At 44.8% G+C, this 24,780-nt stretch carries 21 protein-coding genes and 1 pseudogene; 11 read left to right on the top strand and 11 right to left on the bottom strand.

Annotated features, from left to right (window positions below; all coding sequences use genetic code 11):
* Positions 1–73: 73 nt before the first annotated feature.
* Together AC27EZ_RS09125 and AC27EZ_RS09120 are read right to left on the bottom strand one after the other, a co-directional pair.
* Entirely contained in the window at positions 74–1,237 is a 1,164-nt protein-coding gene (locus AC27EZ_RS09125; protein WP_487135276.1) for a multidrug effflux MFS transporter, read from the bottom strand.
* A gap of 296 nt (positions 1,238–1,533) precedes the next feature.
* The gene (locus AC27EZ_RS09120; RefSeq protein ID WP_487135030.1) at positions 1,534–3,525 is read right to left on the bottom strand and encodes an alpha/beta hydrolase family protein; all 1,992 of its coding nucleotides are present in this window, start codon (positions 3,523–3,525) and stop codon (positions 1,534–1,536) included.
* Between the two features lie 386 nt (positions 3,526–3,911).
* Here AC27EZ_RS09120 and AC27EZ_RS09115 point away from each other — a divergent pair, with 386 nt between their 5' ends.
* Both AC27EZ_RS09115 and AC27EZ_RS09110 read left to right on the top strand, forming a co-directional pair.
* Positions 3,912–5,693 carry an autotransporter assembly complex protein TamA gene (locus tag AC27EZ_RS09115; RefSeq protein WP_487135275.1) on the top strand — a complete coding sequence of 594 codons (1,782 nt, stop codon included), beginning with the start codon at positions 3,912–3,914 and terminating at the stop codon, positions 5,691–5,693.
* The gene (locus tag AC27EZ_RS09110; RefSeq protein ID WP_487135029.1) at positions 5,690–9,394 is read left to right on the top strand and encodes a translocation/assembly module TamB domain-containing protein; all 3,705 of its coding nucleotides are present in this window, start codon (positions 5,690–5,692) and stop codon (positions 9,392–9,394) included. Before AC27EZ_RS09115 ends, AC27EZ_RS09110 begins: the two co-directional genes overlap by 4 nt.
* A gap of 30 nt (positions 9,395–9,424) precedes the next feature.
* Here the strand turns inward: AC27EZ_RS09110 and AC27EZ_RS09105 are convergent, their stop codons facing one another.
* Complete coding sequence (locus AC27EZ_RS09105) at positions 9,425–9,988, bottom strand: hypothetical protein (protein WP_487135028.1); 564 nt, start codon at positions 9,986–9,988, stop codon at positions 9,425–9,427.
* The gene (locus tag AC27EZ_RS09100) at positions 9,978–10,478 is read right to left on the bottom strand and encodes an RNA polymerase sigma factor (RefSeq protein ID WP_487135027.1); all 501 of its coding nucleotides are present in this window, start codon (positions 10,476–10,478) and stop codon (positions 9,978–9,980) included. Before AC27EZ_RS09100 ends, AC27EZ_RS09105 begins: the two co-directional genes overlap by 11 nt.
* Positions 10,479–10,643: 165 nt before the next feature.
* On the opposite strand from AC27EZ_RS09100, the gene AC27EZ_RS09095 reads away from it, so the two are divergent.
* Entirely contained in the window at positions 10,644–10,916 is a 273-nt protein-coding gene (locus tag AC27EZ_RS09095; RefSeq protein ID WP_487135026.1) for a hypothetical protein, read from the top strand.
* Positions 10,917–10,940: 24 nt separating this feature from the next.
* On the opposite strand, the gene AC27EZ_RS09090 is transcribed toward AC27EZ_RS09095, so the two are convergent.
* Genes AC27EZ_RS09090 through proB form a run of 4 tightly spaced genes read right to left on the bottom strand, consistent with a single transcriptional unit; the run spans position 10,941 to position 14,374 of the window.
* Complete coding sequence (locus AC27EZ_RS09090; protein ID WP_487135025.1) at positions 10,941–11,840, bottom strand: DMT family transporter; 900 nt, start codon at positions 11,838–11,840, stop codon at positions 10,941–10,943.
* A complete protein-coding gene (locus AC27EZ_RS09085; protein WP_487135024.1) occupies positions 11,837–12,793 on the bottom strand; it encodes a D-2-hydroxyacid dehydrogenase in 957 nt (318 codons plus the stop codon). Before AC27EZ_RS09085 ends, AC27EZ_RS09090 begins: the two co-directional genes overlap by 4 nt.
* Before the next feature lie 7 nt (positions 12,794–12,800).
* A complete protein-coding gene (locus AC27EZ_RS09080) occupies positions 12,801–13,247 on the bottom strand; it encodes an acyl-CoA thioesterase (protein ID WP_487135023.1) in 447 nt (148 codons plus the stop codon).
* Positions 13,248–13,276: 29 nt separating this feature from the next.
* A complete protein-coding gene (proB, locus tag AC27EZ_RS09075; protein ID WP_487135022.1) occupies positions 13,277–14,374 on the bottom strand; it encodes a glutamate 5-kinase in 1,098 nt (365 codons plus the stop codon).
* Between the two features lie 192 nt (positions 14,375–14,566).
* Between proB and AC27EZ_RS09070 the strand changes: the two genes are divergently transcribed.
* The 4 genes from AC27EZ_RS09070 (at position 14,567) to AC27EZ_RS09055 (ending at position 19,446) form a co-directional block, all read left to right on the top strand.
* On the top strand, positions 14,567–17,035 hold the full coding sequence (locus AC27EZ_RS09070) for a M1 family metallopeptidase (RefSeq protein ID WP_487135021.1): 2,469 nt from the start codon (positions 14,567–14,569) through the stop codon (positions 17,033–17,035).
* Entirely contained in the window at positions 17,025–17,573 is a 549-nt protein-coding gene (locus AC27EZ_RS09065) for a DUF6702 family protein (RefSeq protein ID WP_487135020.1), read from the top strand. Before AC27EZ_RS09070 ends, AC27EZ_RS09065 begins: the two co-directional genes overlap by 11 nt.
* 178 nt (positions 17,574–17,751) lie before the next feature.
* Positions 17,752–18,027, top strand: a complete 276-nt coding sequence (locus AC27EZ_RS09060; RefSeq protein WP_487135019.1) for a hypothetical protein — start codon at positions 17,752–17,754, stop codon at positions 18,025–18,027.
* A gap of 96 nt (positions 18,028–18,123) precedes the next feature.
* Positions 18,124–19,446: an ABC1 kinase family protein gene (locus tag AC27EZ_RS09055; RefSeq protein WP_487135018.1), complete on the top strand. Its 1,323-nt coding sequence runs from the start codon at positions 18,124–18,126 to the stop codon at positions 19,444–19,446.
* A gap of 33 nt (positions 19,447–19,479) precedes the next feature.
* Here AC27EZ_RS09055 and AC27EZ_RS09050 read toward each other — a convergent pair whose 3' ends face one another.
* The 3 genes and pseudogenes from AC27EZ_RS09050 to AC27EZ_RS09040 form a co-directional block, all read right to left on the bottom strand.
* Positions 19,480–19,788, bottom strand: coding sequence for a DUF6482 family protein (locus AC27EZ_RS09050; RefSeq protein WP_487135017.1), 309 nt, complete (start codon positions 19,786–19,788; stop codon positions 19,480–19,482).
* 30 nt (positions 19,789–19,818) lie between these two features.
* Positions 19,819–20,799, bottom strand: a pseudogene (locus tag AC27EZ_RS09045) (sterol desaturase family protein); the annotation flags it as partial.
* Positions 20,800–20,811: 12 nt separating this feature from the next.
* Entirely contained in the window at positions 20,812–21,072 is a 261-nt protein-coding gene (locus AC27EZ_RS09040; protein WP_487135016.1) for a hypothetical protein, read from the bottom strand.
* Between the two features lie 273 nt (positions 21,073–21,345).
* Between AC27EZ_RS09040 and AC27EZ_RS09035 the strand changes: the two genes are divergently transcribed.
* From AC27EZ_RS09035 to AC27EZ_RS09020, 4 genes are all read left to right on the top strand, one after another.
* Positions 21,346–22,197, top strand: coding sequence for a DUF3014 domain-containing protein (locus AC27EZ_RS09035; protein WP_487135015.1), 852 nt, complete (start codon positions 21,346–21,348; stop codon positions 22,195–22,197).
* Entirely contained in the window at positions 22,184–22,750 is a 567-nt protein-coding gene (locus AC27EZ_RS09030; RefSeq protein ID WP_487135014.1) for a DUF1285 domain-containing protein, read from the top strand. Before AC27EZ_RS09035 ends, AC27EZ_RS09030 begins: the two co-directional genes overlap by 14 nt.
* Positions 22,751–22,883: 133 nt before the next feature.
* Positions 22,884–24,176 carry a metal-dependent hydrolase family protein gene (locus tag AC27EZ_RS09025; RefSeq protein WP_487135013.1) on the top strand — a complete coding sequence of 431 codons (1,293 nt, stop codon included), beginning with the start codon at positions 22,884–22,886 and terminating at the stop codon, positions 24,174–24,176.
* A 12-nt stretch (positions 24,177–24,188) separates the two neighbouring features.
* Entirely contained in the window at positions 24,189–24,776 is a 588-nt protein-coding gene (locus AC27EZ_RS09020; protein WP_487135012.1) for a YqaA family protein, read from the top strand.
* Positions 24,777–24,780 lie beyond the last annotated feature (4 nt).

Here is a 24,780-nt window from a genome sequence, read left to right as displayed (position 1 = left end):
CCCTCTTGCCCGACCATTTTGGTCGGGCTTTTTTATGCCTGCTGTTTATTGTCAGCGATAACAGCCCAACGATTTACTCGCCGCATTCCCTTACACGTTCTGCATAACGAACTGCCACATACGCAAGCACAAAGAAAACAAAAAAACCTACTCCAATAGGGTACAAATTACCGTTCAAAAAGCTGTCGATAAACAGTGCTATTGGTACTGAAAAAAGACTTGATAGCGAACCGATAATCGCCGCGCCTAACCCTGCCATTTCACCCAATGGCTGCATTGCCATCGCATTTAAGTTTCCGAACAAAATTCCGACAAAGAAAAAACCAATAAACATGGTCGTGACCGTCATCCACAATGGCGGTAATCCGTTGTATGAGGTAAGTAAAATCAAGTAAACGATTGCAAAAATATTGACACCTTTAAGCGCAAAACGACATAGCCTACGCATACCAAACTTCATCACCATTTTGCCGTTAAAATAAGAGGCAAGGCCAATAGAAAAAGCCAAAATAGCAAAGTAGTAAGGGAACATATCACCAACGTTATAAAACACTTGGAAGATAGTCTGGCTTGCGCTTAGGTATGCTAAAAAAGAGCCAAAAATAAAGCCCATCGAAACAGTGTATCCCATGACCGCAGGGTGAGTAAGGATGAACTTTGATGAGATATAGAACTGTTTGAATGAGAAAGGACGTCTTCTTTCTCTTGGCAGCGTTTCGCCTTGCCGTGTAAAAAACCAAATACCCGACAATACCGCAACCACTAAAAACAGGGTGAAAATATGATACCAAGAGGCTAAATCCATAACGGTTTGCCCAATAACGGGCGCGAGCATGGGGACTAAAATAAACACCATCATAATGAAAGACATTACTTTCGCCATTGCATCACCTACGTGCAAATCTCTGATAATGGCTAGTGCTGCAATACGAGGCCCGGATACCCCAAACGCCTGAATGACTCGCCCAACCAGCATTGTTTCTAGATTTGTAGCGGCCATACATACGAACGTACCAAGTGCAAAAATACATAGCCCAATTAGAATGGTAAGTCGTCTACCCCGACTATCGGCAAACGGCCCGAAGAACATTTGTCCGAACGCCATACCGATAAAGAAAAGCGTAACGATAAGATGGGTATGATGAGGCTCTTCAACGTTCAACGCTTCTCCGATTTGAAGAAGTGCAGGAAGCATAGCATCAATACTTAATGCCACTAGCGATGTCATGGTTGCCATGAGGGCAACAAATTCGACAATACCTAATGGAGCTTTTTGTGAAGTCTGCGAGTTCGGCGACAATTTCTTTACTCTGTGTTATCAGGAAACAAGGGGGCATAGCCCCAGTATATACTCGAGCATGACATTGCCTCTTTCTTCTAAAAAGAAGCTGTAATACAAACGGTGGCTTTTTTCAGTGGCAACGCACAGAGGTAAGACACGCATACGAGGCGCAGAAGTATAGCTTATATGCGGTTAAAAAGCCGTCAGTATTCGACTAAATGCTATTACGAATACTGATGGCGTTAATCACGTTACTGTGATGTTACTGCAGAAACATTGTTCTTTAAGGCAGGCGCAGATAAGTGCTTATCTAAGAAGGCATCGAGCTCAGCAAAGAAACGATGTCGATTTCTTTGAATAGAGAGCCCGTGATCGCCTGATTCAAGTTCAACATATGTATATTCCTTGTTTAAATCGTCAAGCTCGTCGGCCATATAACGACTTTGGCGTACTAAAACCACTCTGTCTTCCTCGCCATGAACAAGCAGGATGGGCGTTGTTATCCCTTTTGCATTGTAATACGGAGAGCGTGCCTCTAAATCGTCAGAGTCGTCACCAATTTGATTTTTTACAAACTCATTATTAAGGAAGCTTCTCGACGACTGAACCAAGTGCTTCAGCGAACTCACACCGGCAAAGCTGACAGCACACTTAAATAATTCGGGCGTTTTTACGGTAGCCATTAGCGCCGCGTATCCGCCGTAGCTTGCGCCGACAATACATAGGTTATTTTCTTGAGCGTACCCTTGGTCAACCATCCACATCGCGCCATCAGTAATGTCGTCCTGCATGGCTAATCCCCACCCTTTCATTTGGCTTTGTGCAAACGAAAAGCCATAACCTCGAGAGCCTCTAAAATTGGGCCGTAAAACAGCGTACCCTTTATTTGTGAAGTAAGCAGTCCAGTAATCGAAGCCACTGAAGTCTCGTGCACCTGGGCCTCCGTGAGGGTGAATAATAGTAGGAAAAGGGCCGTCGCCTTTTGGCAGCGTCACAAATGCTTCTATCTCTATACCGTCTCTGGCTTTATAGGTAATCAGCTTATGCTTGGATAGCCGCGATTGATCGATTTGCTTGTATTGCTGGAATAATATATCTAACGAACCTTGCTCTCGACTTCCAATAAGGTATGTGCCTGGCGTAACATCATTTTCAATATATAAAATATAGTTTTGTTCATCGTCACTAAAGCTAACTAAGGTATTCGTATATTCAGGCAGTGCTTTTTCTAGCCCTTTCTGTAACCCCGCTAGGCTTTTGTCCCAGTACTGCCTACCGTTATGCCGTATTCCCACTACATCATTCGTCAACGATGAGTAAATCAGGCCACCGTCAACGTCATACCCTTCATCAGCATAAACTTCGCTGTGCTCCATCGTACTAAGATTTAATGAGAATATGGCTTTGTAGTCGCCTTTATATCCTCGGTAATAGAGAATATTAGGGTCTTTTGCAAAGCCCAGCGGATATTCCCCTTTTTCATTCATCGCATTGTAACTAAACAGGGTTGTGTACTCGTCACCCTCTTTCAGCAACACTTCGCGTTCACCCGACTCGTAATTGAGTGTGACACCAATGCGCACATTGTGTTGCCTATCGGTCATCCAATCGCGTATTTCTCGCTTACCTTTAATGAGCCGTTTAACTTTCCCGGTAACAACGTTAACTTTGTAGACCGACGGTAAACCCGGCATAACGACATCAATCGCCATTAATATATGGTCTGGTTCGTCTGGCAGCCAATCGATTACCTCATCTTGAAATTGGGGAGTGTAGTTTTTATTGGTCGCGTAATGCTTCAACCTATGCTGGCTAATTAGGCTTTCTAACTCAGGGTTTTCTTCATCAAACCTTAAGCTAATTAAACGGGTATCATGAACTTTCGTTTTACCACGCTTACTTTCAACACGCACACTAACCACGAAACGTTCACTATTCACCCAGCGATACCAATTAATTTTGACCGCTTCGTTATCCGATTTAAGCAGGTAGTGATTTTTACCCGTCTTAAGATCGTAACTTTTAAGCACCGCAACCTCTTCAGGCGTTGTTATATTTTGTACAAACAATAAACGGCTTCCGTCAGGGGATAGCGCTGGCCCTCGATATTTAGGTAACGCACTAAAGGCGGTATAAGGTTGAGGGTCGCTTGCAACAGTCTCTTGCGCAATGGCCGAAGAAATAGTGAAAAAAGAAGTCAATAACACCATTACGGCGTAACCGGGGTAAGTGAATAAACGCATACACAGTCCTTTGTAAATAAGGCGAATAACGCCTGTGCTCCGTGCAAACACGATATTTGCCAACATAATTTTGAGTTAACAATATCACTTTCTACCCGTTATAAAAATGATGTCTTGCCACAACCTTACCACGCAATAACGGTATCTATAATCTTAATAAACTGATCGCTCATCGCTTTCTATCACTATCTATAGGTAGCTTTTTATTAGTCTATGGTATGCTTACGGCATTCATTTGCGTTACTACAAGACTAGGTATTAACGCGTTCTAACATGGCGTTACCATCTGCGTTTACTTCGGCACGCATTGTCAAAAGGATCTGATTGTTTACATGCATTACCCCTGTTTTTATTCTATGTCTGGCACGCAAACTCTTGCGCGTTTGATGACACTTTTTGGGGTATTGCTTCGTGCTACTCATGCAACAATCGCGACAGGGGTGCTGCTTGTTATATGTTTAGCGTTTAGCAACAACGTTTTTGCTGTTGATTACAAAATAGCGGGGGTGAAACAAGATAAGTTAAAGAACAACATCCGCATTCACTTAAACAACCTCGATGTCGATGTTACCGCGCTTACTGAACCATTTTGGCAAGATACCCTTCAACGTACTGTATCAAAAGCGGTCGAGCCCTTTGGCTATTACAATAGCGAAGCAGCAATAGACGTTAATAACGATACCGTGTTAGTAAACGTTGCGCTCAATGAGCCGCTTACGGTAGGTCACGTGACCAGAGAGATCATAGGCGCAGGGCGAGAAGACCCAGCTTTCCGCTCGCGGTTTAATGCTTTCGCTCTAGAAAAAGGCGATGTACTTAACCAGCCCATTTACAGCTCGTTTAAATCAGCAATGTTTAATTATGCGCTGTCCAATGGCTACTTTGATTTTTTTTGGCAAGCAACGCGGCTTGACTTAGTACGTGAAGAAAAAGAGGCGAATATTCTTTTAATCGCACAAAGCGGCCCTCAGTATCAATTCGGTACTATCAAATTCGTGGGTGATGACAAGGCGAAAGCTATCATTAATCGCCTTGCTCCGTTTGAAAGCGGTCAGCCTTATTCATCTTCAATACTCAGCGATTTCAACCGACGCCTAAATCAGACCGGTTATTTTAAACGCGTCATCGCACGGCCTGTTGTAAGCGAGGCTGACGGTTTACTTGTGCCCATTGAAGTATCACTGTCGCATCGACCTCGCGATACTTACAATGTATCACTTGGCGCCGCAACCGACACAGGCCCACGAGTGCGCCTCGGCTGGGAACGACCTTGGGTGAACAAATACGGCCACTCTGCCTCTGCAGATTTATTTCTTTCTGAGCCCGAACAATCGATTACCGCTGACTACCGTATTCCAATGAAAAACATCACTCGAGATTATGTAAGTGTTGAAGCGGGTTATCAATTTATTGAGTACAGCAATACGTCTTTCAACAGTGAAACCTTATCGGTATCACTACATCGATATTGGCAAGAAGACGATTCGCCATGGCAACAAGACGGGTCGCTAACTTACCTAACCGAAACCTATGACCAAGGAGAAGCGGATATCAACACTACGTCGCTTATCCTTCCAGGTTATGCGCTCACTTATTTGGAAAAAGACGACGATTTCGATATTTCATCGGGCACCTATTTTGAAGTTTTAACACAAGTTGGCCGCGAGAACGCTGGCTCAGATATCGACATTGTTAAGTCTGTAGCAGAAGGGATGCTCATACGCACATTTAACGAAAAGCATCGTCTAACCGTGCGAGGCGAACTAGGTGCAATACGCACTAACGACTTCTCTCAGGTACCCGCTTCATTGCGTTTTTATGCGGGTGGAGATCAAAGTGTAAGAGGGTTTAGATTCAGAGATATTTCACCAAAGGACGAAGTAATAGACCCAGAAACTGGTGAGCTTGCTATAGATGCGATAGGGGGAAAGTATCTAACTACTGCAAGCGTTGAATACGCTTATCGCGTCGCCGACAGTTGGCGAATAGCCGCCTTTACTGATGCAGGTACGGCAACTAACGATACGAATACAACACTGACATACAGCGTTGGCTCTGGTGTACATTGGCTTTCGCCAATTGGCCCAGTTCGCATTTATCTCGCACGAGGCTTTGCACCAGACGAAAATACTTGGCGACTGCACTTAATGTTGGGGCCAGAGCTATGAGAAAACGTACACTGTCGACGGTTTTGCTTTCGCCCGTACTGCTTGTCGTACTGGTTTACGCGATATTAATTAGCCCACTAGGCGGCCCAACAATTAGGCTTGCCGCTACCTCTTTTGTTGATAATTTAGCGATAGAAAAAATACAAGGCGGTATTGCTGATGGGTTAACGATAAGCGCGCTTTCGTATGAAGATGAAACATGGCAAGCTAACGTTAATAGCCTTTTTGTTGATATTACGTGGCGCTGCCTGTTTGAGCCGCGTGTGTGTGTTAATGACGTGGTTCTCAATCAAGCCACAATTGTTCAAAAACGCGAGCCAGCTGAAACAGATAACACGACGTCTACAGCGTTTGCATTGCCCTTTCCTATTGAGCTTGAGCACGCGGACATCCGCGACTTTACGCTTGAGTTACTAGCGCAAAAAATTCGTGTAGGCGCGCTTCAAGTTAATAATGTTGAAGCAAACACTCGCATAGACATAGCGAAACTAACCTTATCTTCATTAGCGATAACCATTGAACCTGGCGAGAAAAAGCCCACTGCACAGCCTACCAGCACCTCAACATTACCTTCATCGTATTCGCTCTCATACACAGTGCCTGAATTACCGACCATCGAAAGCCCTATTCCTGTATCGCTGGAGACATTCGAGCTTAACGGCATGCAGTTCAACCAAGGTGAGACACAGTACGCACTTAAAACCTTGTCGTTTGAGAACTTTATTTTTGACCGCTCCAATATTGCAATGGAGGCGCTATTAGTTGCCCATCAACAAGGAACATTAACGGGGTCATTAGAGGCCTCGCTAGCCTCACCGTATCCATTATCGATAGATATCGATGCCTCGGGTGAAATAAATGGCGACCAGCAGTCAGTCACTGCAAAAGCGACAGGGGATTTGTCTGACCTGTCTGCAAATATTGCAGTAACAGGAGAGATTAACGGAAACATCGCGCTTAAAACCAATATTTTAGATGAAAAACTGCCTATTTCATTTGACGCAAACTGGCAAGAGCAAGCCCTCCCCTTAGTAGCAGAAGGCAAATTGCATGCAGGCCAAGTGAGTTTAAATGGCACCATGGGAGACTATGTATTGCGTGGTGAAGGAGCAGCAACACTGCCAGATGCAGGACGGATTCCAGTTGCGTTAAACGTTATTTTAAAAGAAAACAATATTTCGGTGACTGAAGGCAGTATTGAGGCTCTGGGTGGACGTTTAAGTAATACAGGCACCTTATATCTCGATGAGTCTATTTATTGGGAAGGTAGCACTACCTTAACCGACGTGTCAGCCTCTTTACTTGATAGCAGGGCACCCGATGCACTCAATGGTAACCTAACCAGTGTGGTGCAATACGATAAAAAAGGTCTTCACATGAGCCTCAAAGACCTCGATATCAGCGGCATGTTACAAGGAAAGCCATTGTCGGTTAAAGGCTCCGCGGTATATTCAGGCCCAAGCGATCTTGTGGTGACAACCCTAAAGGTTCAGCAAGCAGATAATGCCATTGATATTAATGCGCAGGTATTAAACAAACGCTATGTAAATGCAGATGTGGGGATTAACGTAAAACAGGTTGAGACCTTGTACTCTGACATTTCAGGCGAAGTAAAAAGCACAATAAAAGTGACAGGCCCTTGGAACGACCCGTCAACACGCGGCGATGTTCACCTTAACAATATTGCTATCTCGCCAAACCTTTCCGCAGAGGTCGCGAAGCAAGGGTTAATCAATGGCGATGTGTCCTTTGAAGGCACGTACAGTAATCACGATGTCACCCTGGCGATGAATGTCCCCGAGCATAATATTAATACCCAATTTTCGGGCAGCTGGGCAAACAATACGTGGCAAGGACGTATCAAAGAAAGCTCGCTTAAACTTGCCAATATGAATTGGTTACTTGAATCGCCTTTTGATGTGCAAGTAGCCACTACACCGGTGTCAGCCGCCGTTAGCACACACTGTTGGGTATCAAGAAATGAAGGCCAACTGTGTATTGATACCTTTAACGTTGAGAACAACAACGCCCAATGGAACCTTGCTGCTAATTTACTACCTGTTGGTTTGTGGGCGCATGAACTGTTTCCTGAACTGGTTACCTCCGCCGTACCAGCCACTCTTACCGCAGCATCACAAGGCTCGTATTCAGCAAATGGCGACATCGATGCCCAGTTTAATGCATCACTGTCACCTGCCACGTGGCAACTGGGTAAAACACGCCCTATTGATATTACAATTAATGCAATAGAAACCGAAGGGTCAATGAAACAAGGTAAGCTCTCTGCACGCTCAATAATAAAGAGTGATGATTTAGGCCATGCTGAACTGAATGTTTCTGTTCATCCTTTCGAGGAAAATATACCGCTAGATGGCATGCTTGTTATCAACGACATTGACGTGTCGCCGCTAAAGCCACTTTCACCAGCAATTCGAACGCTTACCGGTAACCTCAATGGTAACGTTCGATTAAAAGGTGCGGTTACATCGCCAGTGTTGTCTGGAGAGTTGAAAGTTGCCAACGGCGCCATTGATATCCAAGACACGCCGGTATCACTCAAAGACTGGCAACAATCTATTATACTTGATGGGCAGACAGCTGACTTTACCGGCACCTTTATTTTAGGTGGAGGAAAAGGCGAACTAACCGGCGGCATCAATTGGTCTGACACACCCAGCGTCGACTTTTCGCTTTCCGGTGACAAATTTGAAGTAAAACAGCCCAACATGGTGTTTAGAATATCCCCAGATATCGATGTCAATGCCACCGCAGAGCGAGTGGATATATCGGGCGATATCAATATTCCATGGGCGCGTATTGAGATTGAATCGCTTCCAGAAAGTGCGGTTTCTCCGTCAAAAGATGTGTATTTACGCGGCGAACCTGACAGAGAAGAGCCATTAGATATCGTTCATGCCTCGGTAATGGTCAATATCGACAAAAAGAAAACCGGCGATGTAAAACTAGAAGCCTTCGGCTTAAACGCAAATTTACATGGCGGTATTCGCGTTAACACTCAACCGGCTTTAGTTGGATTTGGCGACTTGCAGATACTTGATGGCCGTTACAGTGCTTATGGGCAGCAACTTGTTATACAAACGGGTGAGGTTCAGTTTAATGGGCCTATCGACCAACCACTGTTACTGATTGAAGCCATACGTGACCCAGACAAGACCGATGACAATGTTATTGCGGGTATTCGCATAGATGGCTCTGCCGATGCACCATCGATAAACTTATTCTCTGAGCCCGCAATGGATCAGCAAAATGTATTATCGTATTTGCTTACCGGACAAGGGCCAGACGCAGAGACACAAGACCCCAACTATGGCGCTATTTTGCTTGGGTTTGGTTTATCGAATACAAAATCGCTTACCGGACAGGTCGGTAAATCGTTGGGCATTGAAGACTTTAGGTTAGGTACGAACGAAGACAGGCTATCGGTAACGGGGCAAATTAACGATCGACTTTCGGTAGAATATAATGTGGATGTAGGCCTTAGCAATAACGATGCAAATAGCACGCTGCGTAGACGTCAACAGCCACCCGACTTGGCTTTGCGCTATCAATTATTACCACGCCTATTTTTAGAGGCAGTACAAACAACTATTGACGACCAATCACAGTTTGCATTGGACCTGTATTACGAGTTTTTCTCTGGCGAGGCGAAAGAGCCGAGCGATGATGCAAACGATGAATAACCACAAGTGATCATTGTTTGCGCTTAAGGGCTACCCTCTCATGTCTTGTAGCGCTTGCCATTCTCGTTGAAAACGTTGTTTCCGTTTATCCGCCCATATATACCACCCAACCATGACGATGGTGGTACCCACGAGTATGACGACGGTCTTCAATATTTTCTCATCTTTTAGCTCACCCGTGAAAAACATTACCGCCCAAAATACCCAGAGAAAAAGCGCTGCAGACCATGCTGAGTGTTTGTTTAACACGGCAATGCGAATATTGTTTTTAAATTGCTTACTTAGCTGGCTAAGGTAGTCGTTTGTGCCGTCGCTTTTAGCAAACGCAGCAATACGGCGGAGCCACAGCTGATACCCAACAAGTGGATAACTAAAGAGAAAAATTCCCCCAATCATGACTTTTGCTAATAACGAAAATTCTGTCCAATATGTGAAAAGTAAAATGGTGCCGGGCAGCATAGCCAAGCAATCGAGAATAAAATAACGTCGTTGTTTTGTGGTTTCTTGATGAAAGTCTTTTTTAACGGCTTCAATATCGACTTTTTGTGTAGGCTGTGTTTGCCAAAGATTGGCTAACTCATCATTATTTTGCATTCAATTCTCCTTTAACCACTGCAGCCTTTGCGCGTTTCAAAATAACCCCAACATGGTTTTTAGTTAGGCCACACACCTCGGCAACCTCATCATACGACAACCCCTCTAGCGAAAGCGTTAGCACTTGGCGTTGTTGAAGAGGCAGCGCTCTGACCGCAGCAAGTAAGTGAGCTAACGACTGTTGGTTACTGGTTAAGGTTTCTGGTGATGGCTGAGGGTCGTGGTAGGTGTCATCGCTATCGTCAAACGAATGGGTATCAACCCTTTTTACTTGGCTGGCAACATGCGTTACCGCGCGGTTATGGGCAATCCGTAAAATGTAGGTCTTGATACTGCTGTCACCTTTGAAACGAGACAAGCCCTGCCAAACTGCTACTGCAATTTCTTGCAGTAGCTCTTGCTGCATGGCGTCATTGGCTTCATAGCTATTTGCTACGCGCCCGAGTAACCCTTCGTATTGTGAGAATACATCGTCAAACCCTTGAACCAACGCACTTCCTCTATTCAGTGCCAGTGAACACTGTTGTTAATGTGGTTATTTATCGTTGTAGTCTTCGTTAAACAAAAATAATTACATTTGCTGTAATTTTTTTATTCACGGCGAGACTAGAAGCTATGAAATGTGATTTTTATTAACTGTTATCAGGAGTATGTTATGTCTACATTAAGTCTTGTTTTGCTTATCGGCAGCATCGCCACTATCGCCCTGCTAGCCAGCTATCTAGATGCTAAATTTCAATGGCGCTTAAATGATTGGTTACAAGGAACCTGCAATAACCCTTTCATTCAATCGGAAAAGCAGCAATTAAATGAAGCCCTCAAGCAAAAAGACGCACAAATTGCGACGCTTATTGAGCGCGTTGAAACACTAGAAACGATTGTGACTGAGCCGAGTTACGAGCTAAACAAAAAAATAAATGCGTTATAGCAAGCTATATTACATGTTGTGTATTTATATAATGGTAGGGCGACGCATAAATAGCGGTACTTTTCCCATCGCTATGGCGTTGCCTACTATCACAACAAACACACCCACAAACGACAGCCAACTCCACGTGTAACCCTCGAAAAACGTAGAAATAACTAGCGCAACGATGGGATATACCAATACCACATAGGCCGCTTTATCTGCGCCGATTTGTTTCAGCAGCTTCATGTATGCGCCAAACGCTAATACCGAGCCAAAAAAGGCAAGATACAATAACGAATAGTAAAAAGAGGGGGCTGTGGGTATAACAAGGGCTTCAGGTGAAAACAGCGCTGTAATGTATAAAAACACCATGGCATAACTCATGGCATAGAAATTCATCTGAATGACCGGCGTACCGCTGCTAAGAATACGTTCAGAAATAACGTTGCCAACCGAAGCGCACAGGAACGAAATCAGCGCAATAACCAGCCCCACAACAAGCGCGGCGTCCATCGACACTTTAGAAAATTCTGGGACAAACATGCAGGTAATTCCGGTTAACCCAAATGTAGCGCCAATAACCACTTCTAATCGAATAGGTTGATTTAGCCACCAGCGTCTAAGGACAACGTTAATGTAAATGATACATGAACTCATAAGCGCCAGTAACGCACTAATGATGTGGGCTTGTGCCATGTACAGTAAGGTATAGTTTAAACTGTAAAGAAATAACCCTACCCCCGCCATTTTTATATGTACATGCAGCGGCAGTGAAAAAGGTAACCCTCTTACCAAACAGTACCCACCAAGACAAAGTGATGCCAACGTATAACGCCATGCAACGGCGAGTGGCTCAGAGGTATGGCCCACTTGATAAGTGATTGCTATCCATGTTGAGCCCCAAATGAGTGAGCAAACAGCAAAAAGTACCGTGTTGTTCATGATAGACTGGCCAAAAATTCTTGAAGTTGTGAGACGGTTTTATCAAGCAAATGTTGGCGCGCGCTTTGTGCAATCCAGGCATTGTGGGGCGATATCAGCAAGTTTGGCATGAGGTTGCTCATAAAAATGTGCTCGGGTGATGGCGGCTCTTCAGAGATAACATCAAGCGCAGCACCACCTAGTTTATTGAGCTTCAACGCGCGTAATAAGGCGGCTTCATCCACTAGTCCGCCGCGGGCAGTGTTTATCAATACCGCACTTGGCTTCATTAGCGCCAGTGTACGCGCGTTTATAAGCTTTTCGTTGTCTTTCGTCAGTGGGCAGTGCAACGACACAACATCAGCGGTAGGTAACAGGCTATCCAAAGTAGGGCGATCATCGTTTTCCTTACCTGGCCTAGCCGCAATGCTTACTCGCATTCCAAATGCATTAAACAAAGCGTCGACCCGTTGACCTAATTCACCGTGACCTACAACAACAGCGTGCTTACCTGACAAGGTAGTAACAGGGTACTGATTCAAGCAAAAATGCTCAGACGAAGACCAATTTCCTTGTTGAACATCGTTGTGATAGCGCGGGAAATTGGTCACTAGGTTAAGTAATAGCATGAGCGTATGTTGCGCCACGCTCTCGGTACCATATGCCGTTACGTTACGAACGCAAATGTTTTGCTGTGCACAGTATTCAGTATCGATATTATTGATACCCGTGGCCGTTACACCGATGTATTTTAACGCTTTAGCATGCTGTAACACATCACGGTTAAGGTTGACTTTATTGACTAAAATAAACGAGGCATCTTCGATGCGTGATACCACCTCATCGGCACAAGAACTTTTATAGCACCTTAATTCAACATCGAGCGCCTTTAGCGCTGTGGTGTCAAGGGTCGCTAAAGACAACGTCTCTGTATCAAGAAAAACACCTGACAGCACCCCTTGATTCATTGTCATGATGGGTTTACTCGCCTTGTTCTTGACTGGCAATGCTTGTTAGCGCGCTTTTAATCTTTACTGGGATAGGAACAGCCTTGTCTGAACTTCTATCAACAAATACATGCACAAATTGACCGTGAGCCACACGACGCTTTGCCTCACCAGCAAATACTGACAGACCATAGGTTACTGAACTTCTGCCAATTTTTTTAACTTCTAGGCCAACATAAATCGTTTCTGGATAAGCCGCCGGCGCAACATACTGACATTGACTGCTTACCACGTACGCGACGGCACTGCTGTTATGAATATCTAACTCACCTTCCTCAATAAGAAATCGGTTTACCGCCGTATCGAAAAAGCTGTAATACATGACATTGTTAATATGCCCGTAAGCATCGTTGTCCTGCCAGCGGGTAGCAATCTCAATGTGATATGGATAATCGGTAAGTGTGGGCGTAATGTCTGTCATTTTTGTCCTATGAAACGCACTAACAAAGGCTAAACAAGCACTAAGTCATCTCGATGGATTACAACTTCAGTGTTCTCATAACCTAGCACATTAGCGATATGTTGCGACTTCATTCCTTTTATGCGCAATAACTCATTTGCGTTATATAAGGTTAATCCCTTGGCTAAGGTGTCACCATTGCATACCACCTCAACAGCATCACCTTGCGAAAATATGCCCTCAACATGTGAAACACCAGAAGGTAGTAACGACGCGCCACGCTCTATCAATGCACGTTTTGCACCGTCATCGATATGAATGCGGCCTTTGGTTTTCAGGGTATGGGTAAGCCATAATCGGCGAGCATTAGCAGGCGTATCGCTTGCCTTAAAGAGCGTACCGGGAACCTTACCATCGAGCAGAGCATCAAACGTTCCACCCTTTCTGCCATTAACAATAAGCGTTTGAATACCACTACTTGCACACTTATCGGCCGCTTCTATTTTCGTGCGCATCCCGCCTGTACCTACTGCTGAGCCGGCACCGCCAGCCAATGCATAAATATCATCGGTGATACGTGGGACATGGTCGATTAGCACTGCGTTTTTGTCTTTTCGCGGATCGGCAGTAAATAAACCGTCGATGTCAGAACAGATAATAAGGGTATCCGCTTGCGCGACCAGCGCCGTATACGCCCCCAAATTGTCGTTATCACCTACTTTTAATTCGTTAACCGCAACCGTGTCGTTTTCGTTTACGATAGGCAAGGCTTGGTGATTGAGTAATTCTCTTAGCGTATTTTTGATATTGACGTAGCGCGTTCTATCACGAAGATCGTCTGCCGTTAATAGAATCTGCGCACAGGGAAAATCAAAGAAACGTTGCCAATTTGCCATCATTAAATTCTGGCCTATTGCCGCCATAGCTTGCTTCTCAGCAATTGACGCATTGTTACGAACAGCCACTTTACTTTTGCCTGCTGCAACACTTCCTGACGACACGACAATCACTTCTTTGCCTGCCTCTCGGCTAGTGGTGATAAATCGAGCCAGTGCCAATAGGTACTTTGCACTGCATGCATCACCTTCAGGCGCGATAAGCGCGCTGCCAACTTTAATAACGGCACGTTGCCAAGAGAAACTATTCATAGTGGAAGTAAAGAGGGAAACAATAGCTGTAGAATACGATACTTATGATGCGAAACAAACGCTCTATTGATACATTTTTGCGTTAAAAGTGCGCGAGTATACGTTCAAAAGCTGGGATTCAATTACCCACCCTTATATACTAAGTTTGGTATCTTATAAGAATTCTATTTCAACACGTTGCAAGGAAACTGCATGAGCACCTCAAAACGACATCTCTACTGGTTTGCACCAGTGTTGTCTATGCTGATTTATCTGCCCTCAGCAAACGCCGCAATAAAACAAACAAAAGGCGATTTTGAAGATAAATTCCGTCAGCTAGACGAAGTTCTACCTACACCTAACGTATACCGTAACGCCGCTGGTGAGCCAGGTCATCAGTATTGGCAGCAACAAGTAGATTACGACATTGACGTAAAATTACTTGAAGGCGAGCGTCGAATTGAAGCTAGCGAAACCATCACGTATCACAATAACTCACCTGATACGTTGAAATACTTGTGGATTCAGCTTGATCAAAACAAATTCCGTGACGACTCAATGTCAGCCCTAACCACTACATTTGGTGGAATTGGCAACCGCGGTCCTGCAACACAAGCTGCAAGTGGTAATAAACCTGCGCAATTAAGCATGGGTGCATTGCGCCGCCAACAGTTTGTAGACGATAACGAACTGGGTTACACCATTTCTCGCGTTGAAGACAAATCAGGCAACGACCTTCGCCACACCACAGTAGGTACGTTGATGCGTGTAGACTTAGCTACCCCATTAAAGCCGGGTAAGAAAGTCACCTTCGATATCGATTTTGCGTTCAACATTGTTGAAGAAGATGCAGTATCGGCTCGCGCAGGTTATGAACACTTCCCTGATGATGAACGCGAAGGCGGCAACGATATATTCCTGCTTGCACAGTGGTTCCCTCGTTTAGCGGCGTACACCGATTATGAAGCATGGACTAACAAAGAGTTTATTGGTCGTGGTGAATTTACGCTCGAATTTGGTAATTACGAAGTAGACATTACCGTTCCAGCCGATCACATTGTATCGTCCACCGGTGAACTGCAAAATCCGAAAGATGTTCTTACAAAAACACAGCGCGAACGTTTAAAGAAAGCGGAAAAAGCCGACCGTATTGTCTTCATTGTCACGCCTGAAGAGGCCATAGAAAACGAGAAAGAAGGGACATCTAAACTTAAAACCTGGACGTTTAAAGCGAAAAACGTACGTGACTTTGCATGGGCATCATCACGTAAATTTGCTTGGGATGCACGCGGTTACCAGCAAGGTGGCGACACACAGCCTCTTGTGATGGCGATGTCGTTCTACCCGAAAGAAGGTGGCGAGCTTTGGCAGAAGTACTCTACTGAGTCCATCATCCACACTATGGATGTATATAGCCGCTTTAGTTTCGACTACCCGTACCCCGTAGCTCAGTCGGTAAATGGCCCTGTTGGCGGTATGGAATACCCAATGATTACGTTCAACGGCCCTCGTACTGAACTACAAGACGACGGCTCTCGCACGTATTCACTTGCTGAAAAACGCTTCCTTATCGGCGTGGTTATTCACGAAGTAGGGCACATCTATTTCCCGATGACTGTAAACTCTGACGAGCGTCAGTGGACATGGATGGATGAAGGCTTAAACAGCTTCTTAGATGGCGTTGCAGGCCGTGAATGGGACCCAACGATCCCATGGGGTGTTGAGCCACGTGACATTACTGGCTACATGAAATCACAAACACAAGTTCCTATTATGACGCAGTCTGACTCTGTACTTCGTTTAGGCCCTAATGCCTATACCAAGCCAGCGGCAGCGCTAAACATCTTGCGCGAGACTATCCTTGGTCGTGAACTGTTTGATTTTGCTTTTAAAGAGTACGCACAGCGCTGGATGTTTAAACGCCCAACGCCGTCTGACTTTTTCCGCACAATGGAAGAAGCCTCTGGTGTTGACCTAGATTGGTTCTGGCGTGGCTGGTTCTACTCAACAGATCATGTCGACATTAGCCTAGACAGCGTTTACAAACTTCGTTTGAATACTGAAGATCCTGACATCGACTTCACTCGTGAGCGTGAAGCTGAAATGGATAAGCCTAAGTCACTTACCGATATTCGTAACAAACAGGAAGGTAAAGAGCTTTGGGTAGACCGTTTCGACGATATTAGCGATTTCTATGACGAAAACGATCGTTTTACTGTTACTAACAAAGAACGTAACAAGTACAAAAAATTCATGGATAAACTAGAGCCATGGGAACGTGCTGCGTTTGAACGTGCTGTAAAAGAAGACAAAAACTACTACGTGTTAGACTTCAGCAACAAAGGTGGCTTGGTTATGCCAATCATCTTAGAGCTTGCTTTCGAAGACGGAACCACAGAAGAAATGCGTATTCCTGCTGAAATCTGGCGCCGCACACCTAAAGCAGTAACGAAACTTGTCGTTACTGATAAAGACAAAGTACTTGTTGGCGTAACCGTTGATCCACACTGGGAAACTGCAGATGTAGATGTGGAAAACAACCACTATCCACGTCGTATTATTCCTTCGCGTATTGAAGCGTATAAGAACAAGCCGCGCAGTACTTATGAGTACCGCGACCTTATGCAAGATTCAAAAACCGAACTAAAAACTGATGACGAAGAGGACGGTGATGACAAATAAGTTATCTACCGTTAGCAAGCAACAGGGCATTCATGCCCTGTTCGCTATCGCTTTCATTTTATGTGGTTTATTTAGCAGTGTTGCCCATGCACATCAGATAAAAGCTGCCATTACCACGGTGCTGTTCAACCCAAGAACAGAGAACATCGAAGTGATGCACAGATTTAATCTTCATGATGCTGAGCATGCAGTTAAAGCGCTATTTGATAAGCATGCTGACATAATGGACGATACTGACACGCAACAAGCATTCGCTGACTATGTGAATAGCCATTTTGCTTTGCTTAATGGTGAAGAAAACGCGCTTGATTTGTCGTTGGTTGGTTTTGAGTTGGAAGGAAAACACTTTTGGGTTTACCAAGAAACGGCGCAACCACCTGCGCTAGAAGGGTTAAAAATACGTCACGATGCATTGCGTGACTTATGGCCCTCTCAGGTAAACACCATAAACGTTGAAGGTAATGGTCCGCTGAAAACACTGACCTTTACAGACAATGTGACCTTATTAGAGGTGTCATTCAACCGTCATCACGACTAAGAATAAAACCGGCATATCATTATGCCGGTTTTCTATTTTCCCGCTTTATACGCTTTGCTCTTCATCAACATGTCTTAGCTCGAAATCAGCATCATTATCATATAAGGCTGAAGTCTTATTCCCTTTTGTTAAAACTCTGTTAATTTGTAACCATGGTAATAGATTTCCGTGGTGCACAATGAGCAATAATTCCGCAGCAACAAAGGCGTTTGCCGACAGTAAAAATATCATGTGGGTAATTTTAAGTGGCGGCATGGCACTGACCTTTGTCGTTATGCTTTTTCTCCCTAATTCTGGAATGGGAAGTGGCATGGTATCGACTTATTCGGCTATGCTGTGGTGCGGCATTTTCGGGGCAGCAACGCTTCGCTATGTAAGCAAGAGTGGCTGGACGGGGTTTGCTATTGGTAGCGTATTTGGACTTATTATTCAGTTCATCTCCCAAATTGTGTAAACGCACTCTTTAAAACCTTCGATTTAGCGCGTAAAGAAGTAAACGCGCAGGGCATTGGCGCCGTATACTTAAAATATACTTTTAAAAGGCCATGCTATGTCAGAGGGCGACCCATCAAGACCCACCAAAGCCATTCCTTCAACGCGTTTATCGCGAATAGGTAAATTAGGCTCGCTTGCCGGAAAAATTGCCGGCAACGTACTTACTAATGGCGCAGGGCAATTGCTTAAAGGCGAGCGCCCTGTTTTATCCTCGTTATTACTTACTCCGCAAAATATCAACCGCATAGCCGACCAACTTGCCAACATGCGTGGCGCGGCCATGAAGCTGGGCCAATTGATATCAATGGATACGGGCGATTTTCTTCCCCCTGAGCTTGCGGCTATTTTAGGGCGCTTAAGAGAAGATGCCGACCCTATGCCCAAAGATCAGCTGATAGATACATTGAACAGCGCGTGGGGCGAAGGGTGGCAAGATAATCTACTGTATTTTTCGTTTTCACCTATCGCGGCAGCCTCTATCGGACAAGTGCACAAAGCCATAACCCTTGACGGGAAAATGTTAGCGATAAAGGTGCAGTATCCAGGCATCAAGAAAAGCATTAATAGCGATGTAGATAATGTAGCAACGCTGATTAAGCTTACTGGCTTACTCCCCTCATCTTTGGATATCAAACCGTTACTAGAAGAGGCCAAAGCACAGCTTCACCAAGAAGCTGACTATATTCGAGAAGCCGCTATGCTTACACAATATAAAGCGGCCTTGTGTGGCGATGACGATTTTTTGATACCCACCGTCTACGAACCTCTGACAACAAGCACGGTGCTTGCTATGGACTTTATAGAGGCACAGCCACTAGATGCCCTGCTAGAACAATCCCAAGCGGTTCGAGACACCGCCATGACCCAACTAATGCGCTTATTCTTCAGCGAGATTTTTGGATTTAAGCTGTTGCAAAGCGACCCAAACTTAGCAAATTACCGCTTTAACACCGACACTAAACAGTGGGTGCTACTTGATTTTGGCGCAACCAGGGCGGTGCCCGATACCATATCTGATAGTTACAACGCACTGCTCAAGAGCGCCGCACATCAAGATAATAAGGCAATGTTACAAGCAGCGCTGGATATTGGTTTACTTACTAATGCTCACACAAATACGCAGCAGCGCGCAGTTGTTGAAATGGGCATGGAAGCATGCGAAGCACTGCGTGAAGCAGGCCCCTATGATTTTGGGGAAACGGATTTAATTCAGCGTTTGCACGAAAAGGGGATGGGCTTAACCATGGAGCTAGACTTTTGGCATACACCGCCGGTAGATGCGTTATTTATTCATCGTAAGCTGGGTGGGCTTTATTTGTTAGCAAAGCGCCTGAGTGCACGAATAGATATGCGAGACGCGGCGCAACCATGGTTATAAAAGGTAATAGTATTGCGTACAATAGCAGTAATATTAATAAGGTAATTCCATACTAAACGGTAGGGCCATTTGCTCTGCACTTTTAGGCGGGTTGCCGATCATTTCGTCGTATGGCGTATCGTGCTTCATTACTGCCTTCTCAACAGCACAGTGCGCAAACGCCTCTCGAATATGGCCGGTACTAAAAAAGCGCATCGGTTTGTCGTGCTTATCGTAAACCATACCACTCTTATCGCCGATAGATACATACACTAAATACACGTTCATTTCGAAAGACTGAACTTCTAAATAGTCAATTACCGTTGGTGTATCTTCTATTTTACTGAACAAAAACTTATGCATAACGCCTCCCGCAATTTCCGGTTTTTTACGTTATGCGAGGTTTTCAGGTTCAGTTAACACAGCTGGTTTATTAATTATTTTTCGTGGTTGATGGTGACGAACTGCCAAGAACAGCATTATCAAACTGGCCAACGAACTCACCGCAAGTAAAAGACCAGCAATAGGTAAATTACCGGCGTACCATAACAATGGAAAAACCAGCAATCTTGGGGCTTCTAAAGCAAGCGCCATCCGCGACTGAGATAGAATAAAACCATTCTGAATACTCAGTAAAACAATGGTTATTGCAATAATAAGCTGTTGAGCACCACTTAGTGCATCAAAGCGCAATAGAAAGAATAAAGTAACCGCGAGCATGACAACATGCTGAACCATACTGTACTTGGTTACCGCTGCATTTAGTGATGGATTAAACTTCTTAAATTCCGATAACGGTCTCTTTTCTATAGGAAACGCTTCAGTAACGTCGTCAGGCCGCCACCCCGTGCGTCCAAACCACACTCGCAACTTATCTCGCCATTTGCGGGTATGATAACTGTCATGTGCAAGCTGGCTATATACCTGTAGGTTTGCCCAAATGGGATTAAAGCTTTTTAGCGCCCCACGAATGCCATAAACAGGAGGTTCATCAGGTAACTCAGGGATAAAGGTATTAAATAACCGATCCCAGATTATAAAAACACCGCCGTAGTTTTTGTCTATATAAACACGGTTTTGCGCATGGTGCACACGGTGATTAGAGGGGGTTACAAACCACTTTTCCATCCAACCGAGCGTACTGATATGCTGAGTATGTACCCAAAATTGATACGCTAAATTAAGTGCGCCCACCGTAATGATTAGCTCTGGTGGAAAACCTAACACGGCCAAGGGTAAATAGAATACCCAACTGAACAATGCACCGCTGGTTTGGCGAAGAGCCGTTGTAAGATTGTAGTCTTCACTGGAATGATGTACCACGTGCGCGGCCCACAATAAGCTCATCTCATGACCCATGCGATGATTCCAATAGTAACAAAAGTCTTAGAGCACGAAGGCCAGCAGCCACACCCACCAAGCCGATGCATCAAGGGTAAAAACCGATACGGCTTCAAAAATAAGCACATAAATCGTGAAAGGGATAAGCTGGTGGGCAAGTGTCATTACGCGTGACAACACCCCCGCACTTAGACTTGTAATCGCGTCGTTAGCCCGATAATGCCCCGTTTTCTTACGCGCATCTACGACGAGTTCAAGCGCAATAAGGATAAAAAATAAGGGTATAGCAAATAAAATTACAGTCATAACTACCACGCACAATGAATACCCCTAGATGTTAACGAAATGTTGTTGTCTTACAAGGTTTTTTTATAGATCGGCGACGTTCGGGGGTGATTTACTCACAATTCACGATATTTATTTTGCTTTAAGTAAACGAAATGTGACGTTACTACGTTCAAACAATGTAGAAATATAAATTTTATTATTACTTGGGAACAATTCTTCTATTTGAATTTCTTATATTCAGTGCTATCTCTGGTAGTATGATCAAAAGGATTAACAGTCAGCGGAGTCATCATGAGCGAATCGTCAGAAAATCGTAGTTTAGTTCCCCATTTTCTTATTGCGGGTGCGGTACTAATTGTCATTCTAGCCGTTGTATTTTGGCCCTCTGAAGAACCTGTACCTGTCGCACCCGTGCCAGAAGTCGTTGAACCTCAGGTAACAGAACCAGAAGCGCCTGAAGAGTTTGAAACCAGGCCGGCAGCACCTACAGTTGAACTGGAAGAGCCGGACGTTATTGCGCCAATGCCCGAATTGGAAGAAGCACCTGAACCGCTTGATACAAGCGACCCCGCAATTAAAAAATCACTGAACGATATTGCTCAAAATAATAACGATAGCGTTAATCAATTGCTTGTTAAAGAAGGCTTACTTCAACGCTTTGTTGTGTCGGTTACCAACCTAGCCAATGATGAAATGGCACCAAATCATCAGTTGTTAACGCCTCCAGAGCAGAACTTCCGCGTTTACTCTCAAGCAGGTAAGCAATGGATTGATGCAGCAAGCTACAAACGGTATACCCCTTACGTGAACATGCTGGAGTCGTTCGATAACGAAGCGCTGCTAAACGTATATAGAATGTACAAAGGTGATATTCAGGCAAAGTACGACGAAATAGGCGACCCTGATACGCCATTTAATGACGTATTACTTACTGCGATAGACCAACTACTTGATACGCCTGAAGTACCGGTGCCAGTTGAAGTATTGTCAGACTCTGTCAGTTACACGTATGCAGATGAGCGTTTAGAAGCCCTGAACGAACCGCAAAAGCAGCTTTTACGCACCGGCCCGGACAACATGCGCCGCATTAAAGCCAAGCTTCGTGAATTACAGACACTGATAGAGCAAGATGGATCTAACTAAGTTTCAAAAACAGCTAGAGGGCGAGCAGACAACTGCTCGCGCTTTACCGCCTGTGGAAAAATGGAACCCGCCGTTTTGTGGCGATATAAACCTTAACATTGCCATTGATGGGCGGTGGTTTTACGAAGGCAGTCCTATTGGTCGTGCGAGTTTAGTTAAGCTCTTCGCGTCTGTGCTTAAAAAAGAAGAAGATAACTATTATTTAGTAACGCCCGTAGAGAAAGTAGGCATTCGCGTTGAAGATGTGCCCTTTGTTATTACAAGTTGGCGTTATGATGACAAAACCCTAACGCTAATCACACAAACGGGCGATGAAATAGCCTTAACCGAACAACAGCAATTAATCCTCAATGCGCCGCCTGCATCACTGCAGGATGACAATGCCACGCCTATTCCTTATGTGTGCGTAAGACGAAACTTGTGGGGCCGCCTGCATCAAAATGTGTACTACCAACTACTAGAGCAAGCAGATGTCGTCGAGCAGGGTGGTACCACTCAGTTTATGCTTTCATCTCATGGCCAGCGTTTCTGTATTGGCAAAGTCACGCAATAAACACCACTAAGACAAATAAAAACTGCACTTCGTCCTAAATAATGCACGGTCTGTGCAGGTAGTCTTTGCGTTCAATAAATACCTACACTACATTGGTTGTTCGTCTATTTTACAACCAAAAAGAAAAACGAATATGAAAAAGACACTTTCTGTACTCGCCATTGCCATTGGCGCATCGACACTTTGCACCTCATCATTTGCTGCAACACTTATTCACGCCGGAAAAGCTTTTACCAGTACTTCAGATAAAATACGTGAAAACGTCACTATTGTTATTGAAGGCAATAAGATTGAAGCCATTAAATCGGGGTTCGTTAACGGTGATGACAGCGACACAGTTATCAATTTAAAAGACGCCACTGTAATGCCCGGGCTCATGGATATGCACGTGCACCTATCCTCTCAGCATGGTGGGCCTCAAACCTACCTAGAGCGCTTTTCTTTAAACGAAGCAGACTATGCGTTACGTGCGGCAAACTACGCAGAGAAAACCTTGCAAGCGGGTTTTACCACCGTAAGAAATTTAGGTGATAGCCACTATGAAACGGTGGCATTACGCAATGCCATTAGTAAGGGCTATGCCACAGGCCCTCGTATTTTCACCGTAGGTAAGTCTATCGCGACAACAGGGGGTCATGCAGACCCTAGTAACGGCATGGCTCACCTACTTAGACCCGATGTTGGCCCAAAAGAAGGGGTGGTAAACGGCGAGGTGGAGGCCCGTGAAGCAGTGCGTGCGCGTTATCAAAACGGCGCTGATCTTATAAAAATTACTGCAACTGGTGGTGTGTTAAGTGTGGCCAAGAGCGGTCAAAATCCACAATTTATGGTGGATGAGCTTGAAGCTATTGTCGATACGGCAAAAGATTACGGCATGACCGTCGCCGTGCATGCCCATGGTAAAGAGGGAATGGAACGCGCCATCGTCGCGGGTGTAGATTCAATTGAGCATGGTACCTACATGGACGACGACACTCGCGCGTTAATGAAAAAGCACGGCACGTATTACGTTCCCACAATTTTGGCCGGAAAATTTGTTGCCGATAAAGCCAAGATTGATGGTTATTTCCCAGACCTGGTTCGCCCTAAAGCCGCAGCAATCGGCCCGTTGATCCAAGACACCTTCGCAAAAGCACACAAAGCAGGCGTGAAAATTGCTTTTGGTACAGACAGTGGAGTATCAGCACATGGCGATAACGGGCAAGAGTTTGCGTTAATGGTAGAAGCCGGAATGCGCCCTGCTGACGCCATTATCAGTGCAACGGTGAATACTGCAGACCTGCTAGGAATAAGCGATACGCTAGGAACCTTAGCACCAGGAAAGCTTGCTGATATTGTCGCCGTTAAGGGTAACCCGCTAGAGGATATTACCTTAATGGAAAACGTGTCTTTCGTAATGAAAGATGGAAAAATTTACAAACAATAAGCGAACATTTACGTGGCAATAGGAACAAAAGTTAAAAGGAAGACACGACAATTCATTGATTCAAAGCACATGCTGACAGGTATTACTTTCGCATCATTTTTAGAGTCAACCATTGTTCCTATTCCGCTTGAAGCGGTAATGATACCGCTGATGCAAGCACGAAGAGAAAGTCTATGGAAAATAGCATTAATGGCCACCGTTGGGTGCGTGATTGGTGCTATTTTCGGTTACGCTCTGGGTTACTATCTGTTTGACCTTATTGGTCAGTGGATAATTGACAGCTTCTTTAGCGCAGAACAGTTCGAAAACGTTAAATCTCAAATGGACAGCCAAGGCTTTTGGTTTGTGATGACTTTAGGTATTGCCCCCATTCCCTTTCAAGTGGCTATGCTCGCAGCGGGAGCGACCAAATTTTCGCTGCCATTATTCTTAATCGCTACCGTGATTGCTCGCTCACTTCGTTACTTTGGCCTTGCTGCAGTGGTGTACTACGCGGGCGACAAAGCTGAGCAACTTATCAAGCGGTATCGGATGAAAGCAGTAATTGCCATAACGCTCATTGTTTTGTTGCTGTGGTGGTTATCTAACGTAATAATCTAAAACC

The organism is Alteromonas sp. 4NH20-0056 (genome assembly GCF_057539655.1).
Note: the sequence above shows the minus strand (reverse complement) of the source record. Positions and strands in the feature narration are given on the sequence as shown.